Origin of the sequence: Schaalia sp. JY-X169 (assembly GCF_014069575.1) — a bacterium.
Lineage (GTDB): Bacteria > Actinomycetota > Actinomycetes > Actinomycetales > Actinomycetaceae > Scrofimicrobium.
Window position 1 is genome coordinate 463,621 of the sequence record NZ_CP059675.1, and the last position, 19,193, is coordinate 482,813.

At 59.1% G+C, this 19,193-nt stretch carries 18 protein-coding genes; 8 read left to right on the forward strand and 10 right to left on the reverse strand.

Annotated elements, in window-relative coordinates:
• Window positions 1-24: 24 nt before the first annotated feature.
• On the reverse strand, window positions 25-504 hold the full coding sequence (gene greA / locus H2O65_RS01990) for a transcription elongation factor GreA (protein ID WP_182141947.1): 480 nt from the start codon (window positions 502-504) through the stop codon (window positions 25-27).
• 76 nt (window positions 505-580) lie between these two features.
• On the reverse strand, window positions 581-1,261 hold the full coding sequence (locus H2O65_RS01995; protein WP_182141948.1) for a hemolysin III family protein: 681 nt from the start codon (window positions 1,259-1,261) through the stop codon (window positions 581-583).
• Between the two features lie 152 nt (window positions 1,262-1,413).
• Here H2O65_RS01995 and H2O65_RS02000 point away from each other — a divergent pair, with 152 nt between their 5' ends.
• Window positions 1,414-2,175 (forward strand): isoprenyl transferase, encoded by a 762-nt coding sequence (locus tag H2O65_RS02000; RefSeq protein WP_182141949.1) that lies wholly within the window; start codon window positions 1,414-1,416, stop codon window positions 2,173-2,175.
• A gap of 20 nt (window positions 2,176-2,195) precedes the next feature.
• Here the strand turns inward: H2O65_RS02000 and H2O65_RS02005 are convergent, their stop codons facing one another.
• From H2O65_RS02005 to H2O65_RS02030, 6 genes are read right to left on the reverse strand one after another with little or no spacing between them, the layout of a single operon-like run.
• Complete coding sequence (locus H2O65_RS02005; RefSeq protein WP_182141950.1) at window positions 2,196-3,140, reverse strand: carbohydrate kinase; 945 nt, start codon at window positions 3,138-3,140, stop codon at window positions 2,196-2,198.
• A gap of 32 nt (window positions 3,141-3,172) precedes the next feature.
• Window positions 3,173-3,433 (reverse strand): exodeoxyribonuclease VII small subunit, encoded by a 261-nt coding sequence (locus H2O65_RS02010; protein ID WP_259349557.1) that lies wholly within the window; start codon window positions 3,431-3,433, stop codon window positions 3,173-3,175.
• The gene (xseA, locus tag H2O65_RS02015) at window positions 3,430-4,746 is read right to left on the reverse strand and encodes an exodeoxyribonuclease VII large subunit (RefSeq protein ID WP_182141951.1); all 1,317 of its coding nucleotides are present in this window, start codon (window positions 4,744-4,746) and stop codon (window positions 3,430-3,432) included. The genes H2O65_RS02010 and xseA overlap by 4 nt, the downstream gene beginning before the upstream one ends.
• Before the next feature lie 48 nt (window positions 4,747-4,794).
• On the reverse strand, window positions 4,795-6,039 hold the full coding sequence (locus H2O65_RS02020; protein WP_259349558.1) for an AGE family epimerase/isomerase: 1,245 nt from the start codon (window positions 6,037-6,039) through the stop codon (window positions 4,795-4,797).
• Window positions 6,040-6,085: 46 nt separating this feature from the next.
• Window positions 6,086-6,829 (reverse strand): ATP-binding cassette domain-containing protein, encoded by a 744-nt coding sequence (locus H2O65_RS02025; protein ID WP_182141952.1) that lies wholly within the window; start codon window positions 6,827-6,829, stop codon window positions 6,086-6,088.
• The gene (locus H2O65_RS02030) at window positions 6,826-8,028 is read right to left on the reverse strand and encodes an ROK family transcriptional regulator (protein ID WP_182141953.1); all 1,203 of its coding nucleotides are present in this window, start codon (window positions 8,026-8,028) and stop codon (window positions 6,826-6,828) included. The genes H2O65_RS02025 and H2O65_RS02030 overlap by 4 nt, the downstream gene beginning before the upstream one ends.
• A 279-nt stretch (window positions 8,029-8,307) precedes the next feature.
• Here H2O65_RS02030 and H2O65_RS02035 point away from each other — a divergent pair, with 279 nt between their 5' ends.
• The 6 genes from H2O65_RS02035 to H2O65_RS02060 all read left to right on the forward strand — a co-directional run bounded on the left by H2O65_RS02035 (window position 8,308) and on the right by H2O65_RS02060 (window position 15,951).
• Window positions 8,308-9,909, forward strand: coding sequence for a sugar ABC transporter ATP-binding protein (locus H2O65_RS02035; RefSeq protein ID WP_182141954.1), 1,602 nt, complete (start codon window positions 8,308-8,310; stop codon window positions 9,907-9,909).
• Window positions 9,910-9,927: 18 nt separating this feature from the next.
• Entirely contained in the window at window positions 9,928-11,244 is a 1,317-nt protein-coding gene (locus H2O65_RS02040; protein WP_182141955.1) for an ABC transporter permease subunit, read from the forward strand.
• Window positions 11,245-11,328: 84 nt separating this feature from the next.
• Window positions 11,329-12,459: a sugar-binding protein gene (locus H2O65_RS02045; RefSeq protein WP_182141956.1), complete on the forward strand. Its 1,131-nt coding sequence runs from the start codon at window positions 11,329-11,331 to the stop codon at window positions 12,457-12,459.
• Window positions 12,460-12,565: 106 nt separating this feature from the next.
• Entirely contained in the window at window positions 12,566-13,585 is a 1,020-nt protein-coding gene (locus H2O65_RS02050) for a 4-hydroxy-3-methylbut-2-enyl diphosphate reductase (protein ID WP_182141957.1), read from the forward strand.
• Between the two features lie 75 nt (window positions 13,586-13,660).
• Window positions 13,661-14,761 carry a redox-regulated ATPase YchF gene (gene ychF / locus H2O65_RS02055; RefSeq protein WP_182141958.1) on the forward strand — a complete coding sequence of 367 codons (1,101 nt, stop codon included), beginning with the start codon at window positions 13,661-13,663 and terminating at the stop codon, window positions 14,759-14,761.
• Window positions 14,758-15,951: a helix-turn-helix domain-containing protein gene (locus tag H2O65_RS02060; RefSeq protein WP_182141959.1), complete on the forward strand. Its 1,194-nt coding sequence runs from the start codon at window positions 14,758-14,760 to the stop codon at window positions 15,949-15,951. The genes ychF and H2O65_RS02060 overlap by 4 nt, the downstream gene beginning before the upstream one ends.
• Here H2O65_RS02060 and H2O65_RS02065 read toward each other — a convergent pair.
• Entirely contained in the window at window positions 15,937-16,821 is an 885-nt protein-coding gene (locus H2O65_RS02065) for a site-specific DNA-methyltransferase (protein WP_182141960.1), read from the reverse strand. The genes H2O65_RS02060 and H2O65_RS02065 overlap by 15 nt on opposite strands.
• An 88-nt stretch (window positions 16,822-16,909) precedes the next feature.
• Between H2O65_RS02065 and H2O65_RS02070 the strand changes: the two genes are divergently transcribed.
• A complete protein-coding gene (locus tag H2O65_RS02070; protein WP_182141961.1) occupies window positions 16,910-18,442 on the forward strand; it encodes a recombinase family protein in 1,533 nt (510 codons plus the stop codon).
• Here H2O65_RS02070 and H2O65_RS02075 read toward each other — a convergent pair.
• Window positions 18,439-19,152 carry a toll/interleukin-1 receptor domain-containing protein gene (locus H2O65_RS02075; protein WP_182141962.1) on the reverse strand — a complete coding sequence of 238 codons (714 nt, stop codon included), beginning with the start codon at window positions 19,150-19,152 and terminating at the stop codon, window positions 18,439-18,441. The genes H2O65_RS02070 and H2O65_RS02075 overlap by 4 nt on opposite strands.
• Between the last annotated feature and the right edge of the window lie 41 nt (window positions 19,153-19,193).

Consider the following 19,193-nt stretch of genomic DNA (forward strand, 5'->3'; position numbering starts at 1 on the left):
GGGCTTCACTCACATTTGCATTTGTCAGCCTTGGAATGGTGAGACAGAGATGATCTCTACCGCGATTGCCTTTCCGGCGGGTGTCTCATACTTGACAGTCTCTCCGGCCGTGTGACCGATAAGTGCTTTGCCAATGGGGGCCGCTGGGGAGTACACCGACATGTTCAGTCCTTCGCCTGCATCACGAGCGCCCAGCAGGAAGGTTTCTTCAACTCCAGCAATTTTTGCAACCACGACCATACCCGGCTCGACTACGCCGTCATCAGCAGGAGTCTCTCCGACCTCGGCATCGCGCAGCAGATCTTCAAGTTGAAGAACCCGGGTCTCATTCATCGACTGCTCTTCGCGGGCAGCTTGATATCCACCATTTTCGCTGAGGTCGCCCTCACGGCGCGCGTTCTCGATAAGCCGTGCGATCTCTGGACGCTTCACATCCCTGCGTTCGTCCAGCTCGCCCTTCAGTTTGTCGTACTGACCCTGGGTCAGCCAAGTCTTTTCTGCCATAGGGGAGATCTTACGCTGGCACCGGGATTGTTGGGATCCGACTCTTGGGCGAACTCACACTTAATCGCGCTGGGGGTTAGCCAAGGACAGCCATGTATGCCGCCACGCACTGGCAAGCCCAGGCAAGAACGGTGAAGACATGGAAAATTTCGTGGAAGCCGAACCATTCGGGCCACGGGTTGGGCTTCTTCAATGCGTAGGCAACCGCGCCGACGGTGTAAAGCACGCCGCCAACTCCGACGAGAATGACGGTTGCAGGGCCCCCCTGTTGCCACATCTGCGGCAAGAACCACACCGCCGTCCAACCCAGGATCACGTAGATAAGGGTGGAGAGCCAACGGGGCGCTGAGGGCCAGAGGAGGTTGATGCTGATGCCGAGTAGAGCACCGATCCACACGACACAGAGCAGAACAACCCTGCTATTGCCTGTAAGGGTGCCAACGGTGATGGGCGTGTAGGTGCCAGCAATGAGAAGGAAGATATTGGAGTGATCAAGGCGCTTCAGAACCCGCTCAAACTTCGGCTTCCAGTAGAAGAGGTGGTAGAGCGCAGAGACTCCGAAGAGGATGAAGGAGGATGCCAAGTAAACGGCTGAGGCCCATTTCAAACCGGTAGTCGGGGCTAGGACCACAAGCACGATGGAGGCTGCTAGTGACAGCGGCGCAGCAATGAAGTGGACCCATCCGCGCAGCTTAGGTTTGCGAACAATGGGGTTTCCTGGAATCCAGGAGACTGGCTGTCTTGAAGCGACTGGCATTTGATTCCTCTCCGGTTCACAAGGCTACCGCATCCGCTGTGGCATAATTGCCGACCCGGGACTACCCGCATTTGCGGGCGCACGGCTCACTAAATTGCGTGAAGATTCAACCGCGTTCTGTAAAGTAATCTCATCGACTGAAAGTTGTGGCCATGCAAGCAAATCTTCTCTATGAGGTCTACGAGTTCCGCTTGCAACGCTCCTTGGATCCCGGGGTCCTTCCTCGGCACATCGGGGTGATCCTCGACGGGAATCGACGTTGGGCTAAGGCCTTCGGTTCCCCTGCTTCGGAGGGACACAGGGCAGGTGCCGACAAAGTGCTGGACTTCTTGCAGTGGGCTGACGAAGTCAAGACAGAGGTAGTAACGCTGTGGCTACTATCCACCGACAACCTCTCAAGAGAACCTGAAGAGATCAACGAGCTGCTGGAAATTATCAGGCAGCTGGTCGGTCATTTGGTTGAGTCCGGGAACTATCGGGTGAAGATAGTCGGAGACATGACGCAGCTGTCACCCGAGTTTGTAGAGGACGTCAAGCTGGAAGCACAGAAAACCTCTGGGCTCAGCGACGCAATGCAGGTGAACATCGCCGTGGGGTATGGGGGCAGGCAGGAACTTGTCGATGCAGTGCGGGGAGTACTGAAGGATGCCGCCGATGAAGGTCGGTCTATAGAGGATGTAGTGGCCACCCTCAGTGTTGATGACATAACCGAGCACCTTTACACCCGGGGTCAACCAGACCCGGAACTGATCATCCGTACCTCGGGGGAACAGCGTCTCTCAGGGTTCCTGCTCTGGCAGTCCGCCCATTCTGAGTACTACTTCTGTGAGACCTTCTGGCCCGACTTCCGCAAAGTTGACTTCCTTCGCGCACTCAGGTCGTTCTCACAGAGGGAGCGACGCCTCGGCAAGTAAGCGTCCACCCGCCCGTCAAGCTATCTCCCTAGTTCGCTAGCCCAGGGAGGATTGGCTCCGCGACGCTGGACGACGACATCCGCCACCTCACTGGCATCACTGAGAATCTCGCGGAGGACATCGTCGCCGATGAGGGCAAGTTGAGATGCTGCGTGTGCGCCACGGAAGCCTCTGCGCCACAGGGTGTCGATCAGTCCCCCCATGAATGTGTCACCTGCGCCGACGGTGTCCACGACCTTGACCTTGGCGGGTGTGAATTCCACTTTGGAACTGGTTGGCGTCCATGCGATCGGGCCCTGCTTGCCGCGAGTGATGACAAGGAGGGTTACCCCGAGCTCATCAGTCCAGGTTTGGGCTGATGCAACAGGGTCAGCCCCTTCGTAGAGCCACTCCAAGTCCTCATCAGAGACCTTCACGACATCCGCTTCACGGACGAAATCTTCAACAATCGCTCGCGCCTGACTGACTTCACCCATGAGGGTGGGGCGCGCGTTGGGGTCATACGTGGTGAGTGCCTGCACGTGAGCACGTTTGAAAGCATCCAGAACCGTTGATGCGCCCGGCTGGAGCACCGCACCAATCGAACCTGTATGGGCTATCTTCGCAGTCTCAGGAATCGCGATTGGGGAGAGCGGAGCCCACTCAAGATTGAAGGTGTAGGTGGCAGCGCCCGAGGCATCAAGGTGAGCCTGTGCAGTAGGGGTGAAAGCGGCCTGGTCCGAGCCAGGCACAATTCGAACGTTTGAGGCCGCCAAATGTTCCGCAATCATGGTCCCATAGTCATCACGACCAAACCAGGCAACCAAATCAACATCCACGCCTAGGCGACTGAGAGCCAGAGCGACGTTAGCCGGTGAACCGCCTGGAACAGCCGTTACATTACTCGAGTCGCTTCCAGCCCTGATGACCAGGTCAACCAGGGCTTCACCCATGACCAATACGGAGTCTGTACCGGTGGCCTTCATTTCATTCCCCTTCTGCGGTCTGCGTCGACACTCTAGAGTGAATCTGCCACAGTCCCGTTCGCTGACTGATCCTCAATCTGCTTCGCCGCGCTCTCAAGGATTGAGCGGCATCGAGATGCAAGAGCTTCCCCCCGTTGCCACAACTCTAGTGTCTGTTCTAGTGGGACAGAGCCAGCTTCGAGCTGTTGAACAATGTTCCACAGCTCCGCCTTTGCCGCCTCATAGTTCATGGTGGCTGGGTCCGCTAGCGTGGAACCGCCATTTGCGGGTGCTGGTTCGTTCTTTGCGTTCACCGTGATTCCCCTTCTGTTGAAGACTGACTTGGTTGTGGGTCCGTTACGAATGATCCCTTGGGGTTCACCCCAACAATGTTTGCCACAAACGTTCCTTCGGAAAGCATGCCCTCTATGAGTGAGCCTGCCTTGATCTCACCAGTAGTGCGGAGGATGGTCTTCGAAGGCGTTCGCAGAATCGAATATCCCCTGGCCAAAGTGGCGGTGGGAGACAGCGTGTTGAGCATGGCCTGTAGTTGCGCGACCTCAGCCTGCTGCGCGGACAGTGTTCTTGAGACCCCCCCGCGCATCCGGAGCATCGCCTGTTCCAGGCTTGATGCCTGCTGTTCAAGTGCAGCAGTGGGCCTTTGAAGAATAGGGCGTGAGGTAAGTAGGTTAAGGCTTTCAGCTTCCCGGGCAAGCACGCGGCTTGTCGCCGCAACCAGTCGGGTATGCAGATGGGAAACCCCGCTGAGTTCTTCCCGAAAGTCCGGGACCACACGCCTAGCTGCATCTGTCGGCGTGGAGGCACGATAGTCGGCAACCAGGTCCAGAAGCGGCGCATCGCCCTCGTGACCAATGGCTGACACGATTGGTGTCGCAGCACCTGCCGCGGCGCGGACCATGCGTTCGTCAGAGAACGGCAACAGATCCTCAACCGACCCGCCACCTCTAGCAATAATGATGACGTCCACGTCCGGGACCGCATCAAGTTCGGTGAGCGCCGCCGTGACCTGTTCAACCGCGTACTGGCCCTGAACCGCGACTTCCCGAATCACAAACTGGGCAGTCGGCCACCGCAGCCGTGCATTTTCAAGAACGTCCTCCTTGGCCTTCGCATCCCTGCCGCAAATCAGACCTATCCTGCGCGGAATGAATGGGAGCGGATGCTTACGCTGCGCCGCAAACAGCCCTTCCCTCGCTAACTGGGCGCGCAACCTTTCGATCTGGGCAAGCAGTGAACCCAACCCCTGGAGACGGATTTCCTTTGCCTGCAGGGAGAGGGAGCCGCGCTGTTCCCAGAAAGACGGTTTGACGCGCACAACTACCCGTGCTCCTTCAGCAAACCCCTCCCCAGCGTCTGCAACCGCACTACCGAATGCGGTAACGCGCATTGAGACGTCCTCATCGACATCACGCAGGGTAAAAAACGACATGCGTGTTGACCCCCGCGGGCTGTACTCAACAACCTGGCCCTCTACCCACATCTCAGACATGCGGTCGATGTAGCCGCGGATATTGCTGGTGAGAAGTTTCAGGGGCCACGGATTTTCCGCCGTGGTCATGGCAGCCTTTGGTGCCAAGCCTTGGTTTCGATGCGGGTTCGTAGTCATGATGACAGTCTCCCACGGGCCTCCGACACTATGCCCCCCGGCTTGTTTTCAGTTGATCATTCCGTCCCGAAGCGCCGCAGCAAATGCCGGTGCGACAGGCAGCCTTGGCAGCAAAACCATCTGGGCCGCGTGGTAGACATCGGGTTTGCCCGCCCAGGTTCCCCCCGCCTTTTGATTGCTCGGATCCAGTTCGTGGGTCCACCTACCCGGAGCCTCGATGAAGGAAGGCTTTGCGTAGTTCCACCATTCATCGACCCGCTGCCTCGCTGCCTGGGCGCTGGCGTGTTCCCCAAGTTCCTCGGCTACCGCGGCAGCAACCGTCGCCTGACCGATTGCTTCACAGACCACCCAGTGCATGCGTGCCCGCACCACTGGAACACCTTCGAAAGTGGTGGTGTAGACAAAGCCCGGCTCCCCATCGACTTCCCATCCGTCAGCAACGGCAGTCCGCGCAAGCTCTTCAGCGCCCTCGAGCAACCATTCCTCCTCGGGAAGGTCCCGCAGCGCCCGGGAACCCCGCGTTGCCAGCATCAACCTGGAGAACTCCAGCCCGTGCCCGGGTGTCACGCCGTAGGGGCGGAACGGGTGAGCCGGTTCATCGACGTTGTAGTCGGGATCAACCTGCCAGTCGGCCGTGTAGTGTTCCGGAATGCGCCAGCTGTTTTCACCGGCCCGGTCGTAGGCAAACTTGAGGATGCGGGTTGCGCGCTCCACCAGCATCGGGTCGCCAAGGACGTCCCCCGCAGCCACCAGCGCTTCAACAGTGTGCATGTTGGCGTTGATGCCGCGGTAGTCTTCACATTCCGTGAAGGAACGATCCCAGGATTCGGCCACCAACCCCGTTTCCGGGTCGAGCCAGTGCTCTTCCTGCTGGGCGAGGGCGTCCTCCAGAAGAGGCCCAGCGTCGCGATTTCCGGCGGCAAGAGTCGAAGCGGCAGCGAGGATCACGAACGCTTGTGCGTACGCTTCCTTTCTGTCATTGACAGGCACCCCGTTTCCGTCCTCGGCCGCAGTTGCCATGATCGACGAGTACCATCCGCCATAAACAGGGTCGTGGAAGTACTTCTTCAGGGAGTTCACCCCGTGCGCGACGAGTTCCTCGGTGCCAGGTATCCCGTACATTTGTGCGAGGGCGAAGACATGCGTCATCCTGGCCGAAATCCACAGCTCAACGGGGCGTTCGAGGTCGACTTCCCCTTTAGCATCCATTGTTGCGAACCCGGTTGGGACCCGCGAACCTCTCGCAAAGTCAACGAGGGCGCGAAACTCAGCATCCAGTTCGGTGCTTTCCACTGCTAACTCCTTTGTTGTATGCGGTGCCTTGTAGAGATGATGGTGATTACCCTGCTGTTAGTCCCGTGATCGCAGCAATTATGTCCTCGTAGGAGGCGTCTGCTGAGTTGAATCTTCCGACAATTCGTCCGTGGCGTAGTACGAGTATCCGGTCTGCAACGGCCCGTACATCCGGCAGGTTGTGACTGATAAAGACTACCCCCTTGCCCATCGCGCGCAGACCTTCAATATGGTTCAGTACCTCAGCAGACTGGGCGACCGAAAGCGAAGCGGTTGGTTCATCCAGAACCAGGAGCCGTGGGTTTGTCACCAGGGTCCGTGCGATGGCCACGCACTGCCTCTGCCCTCCGGAAAGGGTGTAGAGAGGCGCGCGGACGTCCGGGATACGTCCTCCGAGTTCGTCGAGGTACTCCCGTGCCAAGGTTTCCATCCTCCTCTCTGCAAGAAGACGAGTACCGTCGTGGAGCTCGCGGCCCAGGAAGATATTCGCCGTGACGTCGAGGTTTTCACATAGGGCGAGGTCCTGGAAGACAGTTGCGACGCCGAGTTCAAGGGCCTCGTGCGCCGAGCAAATCTGCACTTCTTCTCCGCAGAGTCGAATGACACCCGAACTCTGCTCGTAGGCTCCGGAAATGATGCGTGCAATGGTCGATTTTCCAGCCGCGTTATCACCAACCAGGGCAACAACCTCATGTTCATAAACGTCAAATGAGACGTCCGTGATTGCATTCACGGCTCCAAAGCTCTTGCTTAGGTTCTCAACGCTGAGAACGATTCCTGACTTTGTCATTGCACCTCATCTCCATGAGTAGAGTCTTCAACTGCAGTCGTTCCTGCCGACGCGGCTGCCTGGGCCGCTCGGTTCGCAAGAATAAGGGCGCCCATGAGCTCCGCGTTTCCGCCCAGAGCCACCTTCTCCACCGAGATCGCGTCACGGAGGAGTGGGCGGGAAGCCAATGCGGTCCGGATGGGGTCAAGGAACATGTCGCCGGCCTTGACAAGCTCGCCGCCGACCACAATTTTCGAAGGTTCGAAGAGTATGGCGAAGTCTGCGAGGACTCCACCGACCTGCGCTGCGGCATCGACAATAACCTGTCGGCAGCCGGGGTCATCATCCATGGCAAAGTTGATCATATCGGAGAGGGAAAGCTCCCCTCGATTGAGTCGAAGGAGATCAACCAGGGCCTCTGCGCCAACCACGGTGTTGAGACACCCTCTACCCCCGCAGCGACAGATGAGCCCAGTGGGTTCTATCTGGACATGTCCAATCTCTCCAGCGGTTCCGTGCGCTCCCCTGTGTACCTCACCATTGATCTTGATTGCGGCACCCGTGGCGTACGAGGCTCTCAGGTACATCGCATTAGATACGCCACGCAGACTCCCAAAGCGACTCTCAGCGAGTAGGGCAGCATTCGCGTCATTGTCAACGAGGACGGAGCGGTTCAATCGCTTACTGAGGACCTCACCCATGGCGATGTTGTCCCATCCCGGAAGTATCCCGGGGACGGCAATCATCTCGGAGGTGGGGTCGATCGGTGCGGGCACGGCAACCCCAGCAGCCAGCAAATCTGTTGGGTGCGCCCCCATACGGTCAAGCAGTTCTGCGACGAGAATCGCTGCCCTATCCAAGGTGGTGTCCGGCCGGTGATCCACTGGAAGGGGTAGGGAGATCTTCTCTTGAATCTCTAGTGTCGAGTCGGCAATCGCCACGGCCATTCCCCGCCGCCCGATTTGCAAACCAGCTACCAACCCGCTATGACGAGCCAGGGAGACGCTCTGAGCACGCCGCCCCGAGCGGATGGTGTTCCTCGCTTCGAGGATTCCACTTTTGACAAGACGCTTGACGATGTTTGACACGGAGGCTTGGGACAAACCTGTGGACGCGGCAAGCTCAACTTGAGTTAGCTGGCCATATTTTCTGACAGCCTCAAGAACGCGCGCTGCATTTGCTTCACGAAGTGAAGACTGAGAGCCCGGTCCTGTAGTCACGGCCTGATCTTACCAGTTTCTCCTTCATCAACCCGTTCATATGCCGGGAAGGTGTCTCCCCACTATGTCTTTATATCGTGAAGATAAGATATCGTGTGACTCAAGTGTGGGAGCCTTCCGATAGCAGGGAAAACCCTCTCTAGAACGACGAAGTTCGTGTATGCGGAAGGTAACAGTCTGGTAACAGATTGACTTTTAGAAGTGAAGACTAAGCGGTGAGGTATATCGTTTCAGGCGGGACAAATGGTCCCATCCACTCAAAGAAGCGTTGGAGGATGCATGGCACAGAAGCCGCCCCCAATCCTGGAGATGCGTGGCATTGTCAAGGAGTTCCCGGGCGTTCGCGCCCTCGACGATGTGACCATGACCGTGCGTCGCGGGGACATTCATTCAATATGTGGAGAGAACGGAGCTGGCAAGTCAACCCTTATGAAGGTCCTTTCGGGGGTCTGGCCTTCGGGGACCTATGAGGGGGAGATCTTTTTTGATGGTGGTCTCGTAGAGTTCTCCAACATCAAGGCCTCCGAGCATGCTGGAATCGTCATCATCCACCAGGAGTTGGCACTCATTCCTGAACTCTCCGTGACAGAGAACGTCTTCCTGGGATCGGAGATCATCAACCGGGGCCTAATCGACTGGGATGAGCAGCGGAAGGTCACTAGGGACCTGCTCGCCCGTGTGGGGCTGGCGATTGACCCGAACACCCCGATTAAGAACCTAGGTGTTGGGCAGCAGCAGCTGGTTGAGATCGCCAAAGCACTGGCCAAAGATGTGAAGCTGTTGATCTTCGACGAGCCGACCTCGGCGCTCAATGAAGAAGACTCTGCCAACCTGCTGGATCTGATGCGTAGTTTGAAAGCCAAGGGCATCACCTGCATCATGATCTCCCACAAACTCAATGAGATTGCTGCTATCTCGGATGCGGTCACAGTCATCCGCGATGGCAAGACAGTTGAAACGTATGATGTTGTTGCTGGAAAAGTGGATGAGGATCGCATCATTCGTTCGATGGTGGGACGCTCTCTTGACAACCGGTATCCTGACCACTTTTCACGTCCAGGGGAGACCATGTTTGAGGTCAAGAACTGGAGTGTTGAGCACGCGACGATTCCGGATCGCCTGGCGGTAAATGATGCTTCCTTCAAGGTTAGTAAGGGTGAAGTAGTCGGGTTTGCGGGGCTCATGGGAGCCGGTCGCACCGAACTAGCGCGGTCGCTGTTTGGCCGGACCTATGGGCAGTACCTGGGTGGTGAGCTGCTGATCAACGGAGAGAAGAAGAACCTTACGAACGTCCAAGGGGCCATCAATGCCGGTCTCGCCTATGTTCCTGAGGACCGGAAGACGCTGGGTCTTAACCTCTTGGACTCCATCCAGCGGACCATTGTCAGTGCCAACCTGAAGGCCATCATCAAAGGCGGCTTGCTGGATCTGTCGGAGGAGACCTCGGTAGCCGAGAAGTACCGCAAGGACCTCCAGATCAAGACGTCATCGGTGCGTGACGGGGTCACGACGCTTTCCGGTGGAAACCAGCAGAAGGTCGTGCTCGGAAAGTGGCTCTACCCAGACCCCGAAGTGCTCCTGCTGGATGAACCGACAAGAGGTATCGATGTCGGCGCAAAGTTTGAGATCTACAGGCTCATATTCCAGCTGGCAGACGAGGGGCGAGCGGTCATCGTCATTTCCTCGGAGCTGCCGGAACTACTGGGGATCTGCGATCGGATCTATACGATCTGTGAAGGCAGAATTACCGGCGTTGTAGATGCCAAAGTAACTAGTCAAGAGGAGTTGATGCGCCTCATGACGCTATCGTCCTCGACAACAAGAGAGACCGACGCTGAACTCGTGGGCGCGGTTGCCACGAATACCCAGATTACCGATTGAGACGACAGGACTCACAAAATGAACAAACTTAAGGAAGTGTTCGGGGGCAACATACAGCAGTACACCATGATCATTGCTCTGGTTGCTCTGGTTGCTATCTTCCAAGTCATGTCTGGAGGGCGCATGCTTACGCCCTCGAACATGCAAAACCTGATCTCTGGTAATGCCTACGTTCTGATTTTGGCAATTGGCATGGTCATGGTGATCGTGATCGGGCAGATCGACTTGTCAGTTGGTTCCGTCGCGGGCCTGGTTGGCATGGTTGTAGCGCTATCCATTCAAAGCCTGGGGATTCCATGGTGGCTTGGAATGCTGGTTGGTATTGCCGTTGGAATCCTCATCGGCTCCTGGCAAGGATTCTGGCTCGCTCAGATGGGTATTCCGGGGTTCATTACGACTCTTGCGGGTCTACTCATGTTCCGCGGGGTGGTCATCTGGATCTCGGGCTCAATCTCGGTTCCAGTACCGCGTGAGTTCGCGACTCTTGGTGCGGGGTACCTGCCGGAATGGGGACCAAACACGGGGTTTAACAACTCCACACTGCTACTGGGCATCTTGGGTATCGCCTACTTCACCTGGGCCCAGTTCAGGAAGTTTGCGAAGGCGCAGAAGCGCGGCGAGAACATGCCGATCTGGGCGCCAATCTCACGCTCCGTCCTCATCGCACTTATCATCGGATACTTGACGTACTTGTTCGGTACCGGTCGCCCCGGCACATCGTTCCCAATTCCGGGTCTGATCCTGCTCGCGCTGGTGATCATTTACCACATCATCACTCAACGTACCGCTTTCGGACGGCACATCTACGCGGTGGGTGGGAACCGAGCAGCGGCTGCCCTGTCCGGTGTGAACACCAAACGCACCTACTTCTTGGTCATGGTGAACATGTCCTTCCTTGCCGCCATTGCCGGAATCCTCTTCGTAGGTCGCGCTACCTCGGCAGGTCCTAATGATGGCAACAGCTGGGAGCTTGACGCGATTGCCGCTGTGTTTATTGGTGGTGCGGCTGTCTCGGGCGGTATCGGTACGGTTTTCGGCTCTATGATCGGTGGCCTCGTGATGGCAACACTGAACAATGGGCTGATGCTCCTCGGTGTTGGTCAAGATCGCACAGCAGTTATCAAAGGCCTGGTGTTGCTTGCAGCAGTTGCCTTCGATGTCTACAACAAGCAACAGGGCCGCCCATCGATAATCGGCAGACTTATGCGCTTCTCGTCGAAAGACGGCGACGGGGAGAAGGGAATAGAAGACGTGATGGTGTCACTCGAGCCTGCCAATGCGGGGCCTGAGAGTGATGCACAGACCGATCCCAACCGTCCGATCCCAACCGAATGATCACTAAGAACCTGAACGCGGCCGCCGGCTGATTCGTTCAAAGCATGAAATGGGCTTCTGGAAGGAAGCCGTGAAAGGAAAACAATGAAACGACGTATTGCAGGGTTTGCCGCAGTTGCGGCGGTGGCCGCCCTTTCGTTGAGCGCTTGTGGTGGTGGCCGTACCGGTACCGAAGAGGAGTCAACCGGTGGCGCGGAGTCCGGTGGGGATGCAGCGGCAGCCGGTGGTTTCGCCGCTGATGCAGCCATTGGTGTGTCATTGCCTTGGCTTGGCACTCAGAACTGGAAAGAAGCAGACACGATGTTCCAAGAGGAACTCGCGGCTGCTGGTTTCACCCCAATCGTGCAGGCTGCTGACAACAAGGTTGCCCAGCAGCAACAGCAGATTGAAGCAATGATCGAACAGGGTGCGAAGGTCATCGTGGTTGGCCCCATCGATGGCACTCAACTTGGTTCCGTCCTTGAGAAGGCAGCTGCCGAGGGTGTCTACATCATCGGATATGACCGAATGATTGAGAACACCGAGGCCGTGGATGGTGTCGTGCAGTTCGGCTCCATCCGCACCGGTGAGCTCCAGGGACAGGCACTTCTCGACGGCCTTGCCGCAGAGAAGGGTGAACCTCCATACAACATCGAGCTCTTCGCGGGTGGCCCAGCTGACCCCAACGCGCAGCTGTTCTTCGATGGCGCAATGACAGTTCTGCAACCCAAGATCGATGACGGCACGCTGGTCGTCGTTTCAGGTCAGACGGACTTCACCCAGGCCGCAACGCAGGACTGGGACAACGGTAAGGCGCAGGCGCGAATGGACTCCATCCTCGCGGGTAACTACGCAGACAAGGAAATCCAGGGTGTCCTCTCACCGAATGATGGCATTGCGCGAGCAATCATCACCTCGGCAGAGCAAGCCGGTCAGGCAATCCCGGTTGTTTCAGGCCTTGATGCAGAGAACGAGTCCATCGTTTGGATCGCCCAGGGCAAGCAGTACTCCACAGTCGCGAAGCCGACGCAGGACCTGGTTGCTGCAACGATTGAGATCATCAAGTCTCTCCAGGCCGGAAATGGCATGCCTGAGCCGAGCGAAACGATCGACAACGGAGTAAGGGAAGTTGGCGTTTATGCCCTTGAGCCCGTGGTCGTTACACAGGCCAATCTCAAAGAGGTGTTCGCCAACGATCCGGAGCGCATGGCTTTGATTGACGAGAACCTCAAGTAGAGCAGTACTAAAATGCGATTGGGTGGGTGTCTTCGGGCACCTGCCCTTTCGCATGTGTGGCCGACCGCGCTATCTTCACTCGTCAAAGCTTCGATAGATTGGACCCATGAGCGTTGTGGATGCAGACAGCAAGCGGATCCTCCTAGCGGCCCCACGCGGGTATTGCGCGGGGGTTGACCGGGCCGTGGAAGCCGTGGAACGCGCGCTGCAACTCCACGGCGCACCCGTGTACGTGCGCAAGGAAATCGTTCACAACAAGTTTGTTGTAGAGACGCTGACTGATCGGGGTGCGATCTTCGTTGAGGAGGTTGATGAGATTCCCGAGGGCGCGGTGACCGTGTTCTCCGCCCACGGAGTTTCACCTCAGGTTCACGCGGACGCGGAGGCACGATCGTTGCGGACCATTGATGCCACCTGCCCGCTGGTGACCAAGGTGCACCGCGAAGCCGTACGGTTTGCGGAGCGAGACTACGACATCGTCCTCGTCGGTCACAAGGGACACGAAGAGGTTGAGGGCACTTACGGTGAAGCGCCCGACCACATCCAGATTGTGGGAACGCCCGAGGACGTGGACCAGGTTGTAGTTCGTGACCCGGAGCGGGTTGTGTGGATTTCGCAGACCACACTGAGCGTCGACGAAACAATGGAGACCGTCGGTCGCCTTAGGCAGCGGTTCCCTGCCCTCATTGACCCGCCCTCGGACGACATTTGCTATGCCACGCAGAACCGCCAGGAAGCGGTCAAGGCCATTGGCGCTCAGGCCGACGTGATGGTCGTGGTGGGTTCGGCGAACTCTTCGAACTCAGTTCGGCTTGTCGAGGTCGCCCTCGAAGCGGGCGCTGGTGCCTCATACCGCGTTGATAAGGCCGCCGAACTGGACCCGAAGTGGTTCGAGGACGTCAACACGGTTGGCGTCACCTCGGGAGCCTCTGTTCCAGAGATCCTAGTCAAGGACGTTATCACTTGGCTGCAAGACCGCGGGTTTGGTGAGGTTGAAGAGGTTCGCACCCAGGTTGAGACCATCACTTTCGCACTTCCGCGCAACCTGAAGAATGACCTGAAGAATAACGGTCTCCTTCCCCTGCACGTCAAGGGCAGGTCGCCAGCGCCGAATCACACGCGCTAGTCGCGTCCCGCTCTGAGCCGGTTCTCACCGAATCGGAGAGGTCTATTCGCGCCCACCTCATTTAGACTGGGGGGCGTGTCTTTGACTATTGGTATTGCTGGACTGCCCAACGTTGGCAAGTCGACCCTGTTTAACGCCCTCACCCGCGCCACGGTTCTGGCTGCAAACTACCCGTTTGCGACCATTGAACCCAACGTCGGAATGGTGCCACTGCCCGACGAGCGGCTGGCGAAGCTCGGGAGTCTCTATGACTCTCAGAAGCTGGTTCCCGCCGTGGTGTCGTTCGTCGACATCGCGGGAATCGTCCGCGGAGCTTCACAAGGGGAGGGGCTGGGCAACCAGTTCCTCGCCAACATTCGTGAAGCCGACGCCATCTGCCTGGTGACCCGCGTGTTTGCTGACGAGGACGTCGTACACGTCGACGGTCGCATCAACCCTGAAGATGACATCGAGACGATCACTACCGAGCTGCTTCTGGCGGACCTGCAGACCATCGAAAAGGCAATCCCGCGGCTTGAAAAAGAGGTGCGGGGCAAGAAGACCGAGAAGGTCTTCCTCGACACCGCGCTTGCGGCCCAAAAGCTGCTGTCGGAAGGCAAGCTGCTGTCCGGGCCCGAGGGTGCGAAGTTGGATCAGGACGCGCTGCGTTCCTTCCAACTCATGACCTCTAAACCCTTCATCTACGTGTTCAACATGGACCAGGACGGGCTAGCAAACCAGGACCTACAGGCTGAACTCAGCACCCTGGTGGCGCCCTCGCCCGCGATATTCCTCGACGCGCAGTTGGAATCAGAACTGGTGGAGTTGGACGAGGACGATGCTCGCGAACTGCTGGCGGAGACGGGACAGGAAGAGTCCGGCCTCGACCAACTGGCGCGGGTCGGCTTTGACACCCTCGGGCTGCAGACCTACCTGACTGCGGGTCCCAAGGAATCACGTGCCTGGACCATCAAGAAGGGCGCCACTGCGCCCGAGGCGGCGGGTGTGATCCACACTGACTTCCAGAAGGGCTTCATCAAGGCGGAGATCATCGGCTTTGACGAACTCATGGAGCACGGCTCCCTTGTCGAAGCGCGCTCGAAGGGGAAGGTCCGCATGGAGGGCAAGGAATACGTCATGCGCGATGGCGACGTGGTGGAGTTCAGGACAGGGCTAACGTCTGGGGGAAAGAAGTGAGCCCCGCGGACGTGACCCGCGACTCCCGGCATTCGACACCCGTGGATCGGCTATTGCTGCGTTTGAGAGACGCTCGTGAGGCCGCTGGGTTGTCTACTGACGAGCTGGACCGCGAGCTCATCCTCGGCCCCGGGTGGGTGTCCAGTTTTGAGTCTGGCGAGACGCTGCCTGATCTCGACACCCTCTTCGTCTTGATCGAGCGACTCGGTGTGGACCCAGTCGCTGCCTTCAGTAATCTGGAGGACGATGACGAGGAGGTGCGTCCAGCAGAGATGGCCCGCCAGATTCGCGCCGAGCAAGTGAATGGAGATCTCGTCATCCATTTTCAGTACGCCAAGTACGACGCGCAGTACACCCTCGAGAACGCCACCCTCGAGCAATTCGAAGAGGTCCTCAAAGCGTTGCGTGATGGCTTGGCTCTCCTGGTAGCCGCGCGCGACGAAGACGAAGAGGAGCTCAAGCAGATCAAGACCAGTGCTGTGGCTGCAGCCTTCTTGAAGGCCGTTGAGATCTGGCCCGAGGCCAATGCTTCTGACCTGTGGTGGTTCATCATCTATCGCGCCTACTGCGACCCCTACAACCACCCCGCTGAGTACGCCCGACTGGACTTTGTGCAGTCGTGGAAGCGAACTGGCGGATGGGCGCTGGAAGAGATCATGGTGAGGCACTACCGGGGGGCTCTGGCCGAGCGGGGCATCTCGATTGAGATCGCCAACGGTTCTCGCAAGGCTGATCTCATGGATCAGTTCGACGTTCCCTCGCGCTTGGAGTCGGACAAGGTCGATGTCTTTCTCCTGGGCCCTGACGACCGAGTCTTCGGCGTCGTGCACGTCAAGGCGAGTTTCGCCGAGCGGCGGACTGATGACGTGCCGATGAGCGAAGCGCTGATCGCGAAGGGCTACTTCTCGCCCCTATGGACGATGGATTGCAAATCTACGCCAGCGGCCAGGCCCGTTAATAAGGGCGAGCTTGGCCTGGTGCAGGGGCGGCGCTCTGCCAAGCGAAAGGACTTCGAGGACGACGGTTCGTTCTCTGCGTGCTTCTCCTACAACGGCAACACGTTGCCCTCGCTGGACCCGGACAAGGTCGCCGCGCCGATCGTTGTGTGCGACTTCTCTGACCCGGATGACGCCTTCGTGGAGCACGTCGTGGCTGCTTGGAAGCGTTTTGCTGCTTCAGACCGTGAATAGCGGGGCCCTCGACTCGATCTCGGACAGCCGCTGGTTCGACGCCTCCACTTGAACCGCGTCGATCTCGAAGCCAAGGTACGAGCAACCCAGTTCCAGTGCGGCGATGCCAGTCGATCCGCTTCCTGAGAACGGGTCGAGCACGACGACGTCCTCGCCAGCACGACCTAGGGCTTGGATGCAGCGGCGCGGAAGCTCTAGTGGAAAGCGCGAGAAGTGCTTCGGTCCGTCGATCTTCTCGTTTCCGAACTCCCACACGCTCTTCACCGGGGGGCTCGTGCGGAAGGCGTGTCGCTCGTCCCGGGCGAAGAGGTAGATCGATTCGTGGCCGCGGTGAGGCCGTCGGCAACGTCCCTCCGGCATCGGGTTCTTCTTCTTCCAGATGACCTCACCTCGGAACAGCCAGCCGTCGTCAGACATCTCGAGCACCATGCGGTAGGGCAGCGCCAGCAGGTTTCCGTAGGTTAGCCAAGGAGTCTCCTTCTCGAGGAAGGCCTTCCGCTTGGCGCGGTTCTTGGTATAGGCGCTATTGGTGGCCGCCAGGCCAGCCCTGTCGGCTCCTAGAGAGCTGTACGTGTGGTCGTCCTGCCTCCAGTTCACGGGCGTGTTGTACGCATCGCCGATGTTGATCCAGGCCAACCCATCCCGCTTGAGTTTGGGTTGAAGGGCTTTGAAAATCTTGGTTAGGGCTTTGACGTACTCCCTCGGGTCTGTCTCCACACCCATTCCCTCAGATGTTCTCTGTCCCCAGTACGGCGGTGACGTCACCAGCACATCGATGCTTTCGTCCGGCAGTTCGGTTGCAAGGTCCAGGCAGTCGCCTAGCGCCACGCGGTTGGGGGAGAACGGTCCGAGGTTGGGTGTTGAAGACATGGCGAACTCCTCGAGGGTCAGGCGAGATTAGAGTAACGGTATCACGTCTGTTACGGACAGCGCTAACGTCTCATGATAGTTTCGGGCCATGAGGGCAGACTCAGAACGCGGGCGCAGGGCCGCCATCTACCTGCGCATCAGCCAGGACCGCGAGATGGACGGCTTGGCCATCGACCGCCAGCGTGAGCAGTGCCAGGCACTGGCCAAGTACCGCCAGTGGGAAGTGGTCGAGACCTACGTCGACCAGTCGAAGTCGGCTACCGACCGCACCAAGACCCGACCGGACTATGACCGCATGGTGGCTGACTACACCGCTGGCCGATTCACCGCGATCATCTGCTACGACCTCGACCGGCTCACCCGACAGCCCCGTCAGCTCGAAGACTGGATCGACGCGGCCGAGCTCAAGGGGCTTGCCCTCGTCACGGCCAACGGCGATGCCGACCTGTCCACCGACGGTGGACGCATGTACGCCCGCATCAAAGCTGCTGTCGCCCGGGCGGAGATGGAGCGCAAGGGTGCCCGCCAATCAGCGGCTCAACTGCAACGCGCCAAGCAAGGCCGCGTCCCGAAGGGCATGAGGCCGCTCGGCTATGCGACCAACGGTGACGTGATTCCCGACGAGGCGGAGGCTGCCCGAGCGATCTACGCCCTGTTCACGCGGCCCGCCCACCCGGAGTCCCTGCGCTCACTTGCGCGGGCTCTCAGTGGCACGCAGGAGATCAACGGGATCACGCCCCGGCCTAAGCACTCCCACGTGGTGTCCTCCGAGCGGGCCGAGCGAAGACTCGCCGAGGGCAAGGAGCCCCGGCCCATCGAACCTGACGGCCCGTGGAGCCCCTCGACCGTGCTAGGCATCCTGCGGAACCCTCGGTACGCCCGGATGTCCACCTACACGCCGAAGACTGCGCAGGCTGACGGTGGCCGACGACGCTCCTGGCGTGCGCAGATCCTCCGTGATGAGGCGGGTGAGCCGATCCGCGGGCAGTGGGAGGCGATCGTCGATGACGAGACTTGGTGGCGTGCCCAAGACATCCTCGACAACTCCGATCGAGTGACCAACACGTCGGGCTCGACCAAGCGCAAGCACCTTGGCTCGGGCCTGTACCGCTGTGCTGTATGTGGCGGCAAGGTGACGGGAGCGCCACGCGGATACCGCTGCGCGGGGCATGTGATGCGCACTGGCTCTCACATCGACGAGTTCGTCACCGGGGTGGTCGCTGCTCGGCTCAGTCAGCCGGACGCCCTGGCCAAGCACAAAACGACGGGTGAGTCCCCGGAAGCACCAGGGATCAGTGCGGCCATCGCAGAGCAGCGCGGTCGTATCCTGCGCGCCCAGCGTGACTACGACGATGAGGTCATCGAGGGGCGCGACCTCAAGCGCATCCGCGAAGCGGCGGAGGCTCGGATCGCGGAGCTTGAGGCTGAGCGCTTGCTGCGAGGTCGGGGCGGGACGCTGGCCCCGATCATGGGCACTGAGGACCCGGCGACGGCATTCCGCGAAGCACCTCTCGAGGTTCAGCGGCAGGTCATCGATACGCTCGCCACGGTGACCCTGCACGCGCAGCCACGAGGGAGGAAGGGTTTCGATCCTGCCAGCGTGACAGTGGAATGGCGTTAGGCGTTGGAGTCGAAGGCGTCAGTCAACACCAACTCGCTGATTTTCAGCGCGATCTGCTCCATCGTGTCTTCTGCTGTGTCGAGACCGCTCCGGGAGGCCAACAACGGGCTCTCGTCCCGCAACTCCTCGTAAGTGATCTCGTGCACGACGGGCACCAGCAAATCCCGGGCTAGCAAGGCAGATAGTTCCTTGTCTGCTACGCCCGCTGCCTTGAGGCGCTTCACGAACGCGGGCGTGACCAGGACAAGTCCGGCTCGAGATTTCGCAAGGCCTCGGTCAATCTCCCTCATCAGCGGGGTCCCTAGCACGACGTTCTTCTCGCTGAACCAGACCGTCACGCCGATTTCCTCGAGCGCATCGTGTAGTTCCTTGGCTGTCCCGCGCCGGTCATCCCACGCGTGGCAGAGGAACAGGTCGTAGCGATCGGGGAGGGCGCCCTGCGACTCAATCGCCTCACGAACGGGGGTGAGAGCGCGGACTTCGCTGGGGGAGTAGGTCGCGGTGGACGATGATGGTGACCACCGTGGGCGAGAACTACGTGACGAGCCGCCGGTGGAGCTCCTGCCGCCGCCACTACTCGGGTAGCTGTAGTTCGGGGTGTAGGTGTTGTAGTCCGAGTAGTAGCCGTATGAACGCCCACCGCATGCTGGGCAGTTCGCGCGACCGCTGGCGGTCCTGTGACCTTGTACTGGTGCTGTGCATTGAGCCATGCCAAGACTGTACAACTCTCCACCGACAATTCTTGCGGGAG

Excerpts from the sequence above, each read along its gene's own strand:
- greA (WP_182141947.1), bottom strand. The coding sequence starts at position 504 with ATGGCAGAAAAGACTTGGCTGACCCAGGGTCAGTACGACAAACTGAAG.
- H2O65_RS01995 (WP_182141948.1), bottom strand. The coding sequence starts at position 1,261 with ATGCCAGTCGCTTCAAGACAGCCAGTCTCCTGGATTCCAGGAAACCCC.
- H2O65_RS02000 (WP_182141949.1), top strand. The coding sequence starts at position 1,414 with ATGCAAGCAAATCTTCTCTATGAGGTCTACGAGTTCCGCTTGCAACGC.
- H2O65_RS02005 (WP_182141950.1), bottom strand. The coding sequence starts at position 3,140 with ATGAAGGCCACCGGTACAGACTCCGTATTGGTCATGGGTGAAGCCCTG.
- xseA (WP_182141951.1), bottom strand. The coding sequence starts at position 4,746 with ATGACTACGAACCCGCATCGAAACCAAGGCTTGGCACCAAAGGCTGCC.
- H2O65_RS02025 (WP_182141952.1), bottom strand. The coding sequence starts at position 6,829 with ATGACAAAGTCAGGAATCGTTCTCAGCGTTGAGAACCTAAGCAAGAGC.
- H2O65_RS02035 (WP_182141954.1), top strand. The coding sequence starts at position 8,308 with ATGGCACAGAAGCCGCCCCCAATCCTGGAGATGCGTGGCATTGTCAAG.
- H2O65_RS02040 (WP_182141955.1), top strand. The coding sequence starts at position 9,928 with ATGAACAAACTTAAGGAAGTGTTCGGGGGCAACATACAGCAGTACACC.
- H2O65_RS02045 (WP_182141956.1), top strand. The coding sequence starts at position 11,329 with ATGAAACGACGTATTGCAGGGTTTGCCGCAGTTGCGGCGGTGGCCGCC.
- H2O65_RS02050 (WP_182141957.1), top strand. The coding sequence starts at position 12,566 with ATGAGCGTTGTGGATGCAGACAGCAAGCGGATCCTCCTAGCGGCCCCA.
- H2O65_RS02065 (WP_182141960.1), bottom strand. The coding sequence starts at position 16,821 with ATGTCTTCAACACCCAACCTCGGACCGTTCTCCCCCAACCGCGTGGCG.
- H2O65_RS02070 (WP_182141961.1), top strand. The coding sequence starts at position 16,910 with ATGAGGGCAGACTCAGAACGCGGGCGCAGGGCCGCCATCTACCTGCGC.
- H2O65_RS02075 (WP_182141962.1), bottom strand. The coding sequence starts at position 19,152 with ATGGCTCAATGCACAGCACCAGTACAAGGTCACAGGACCGCCAGCGGT.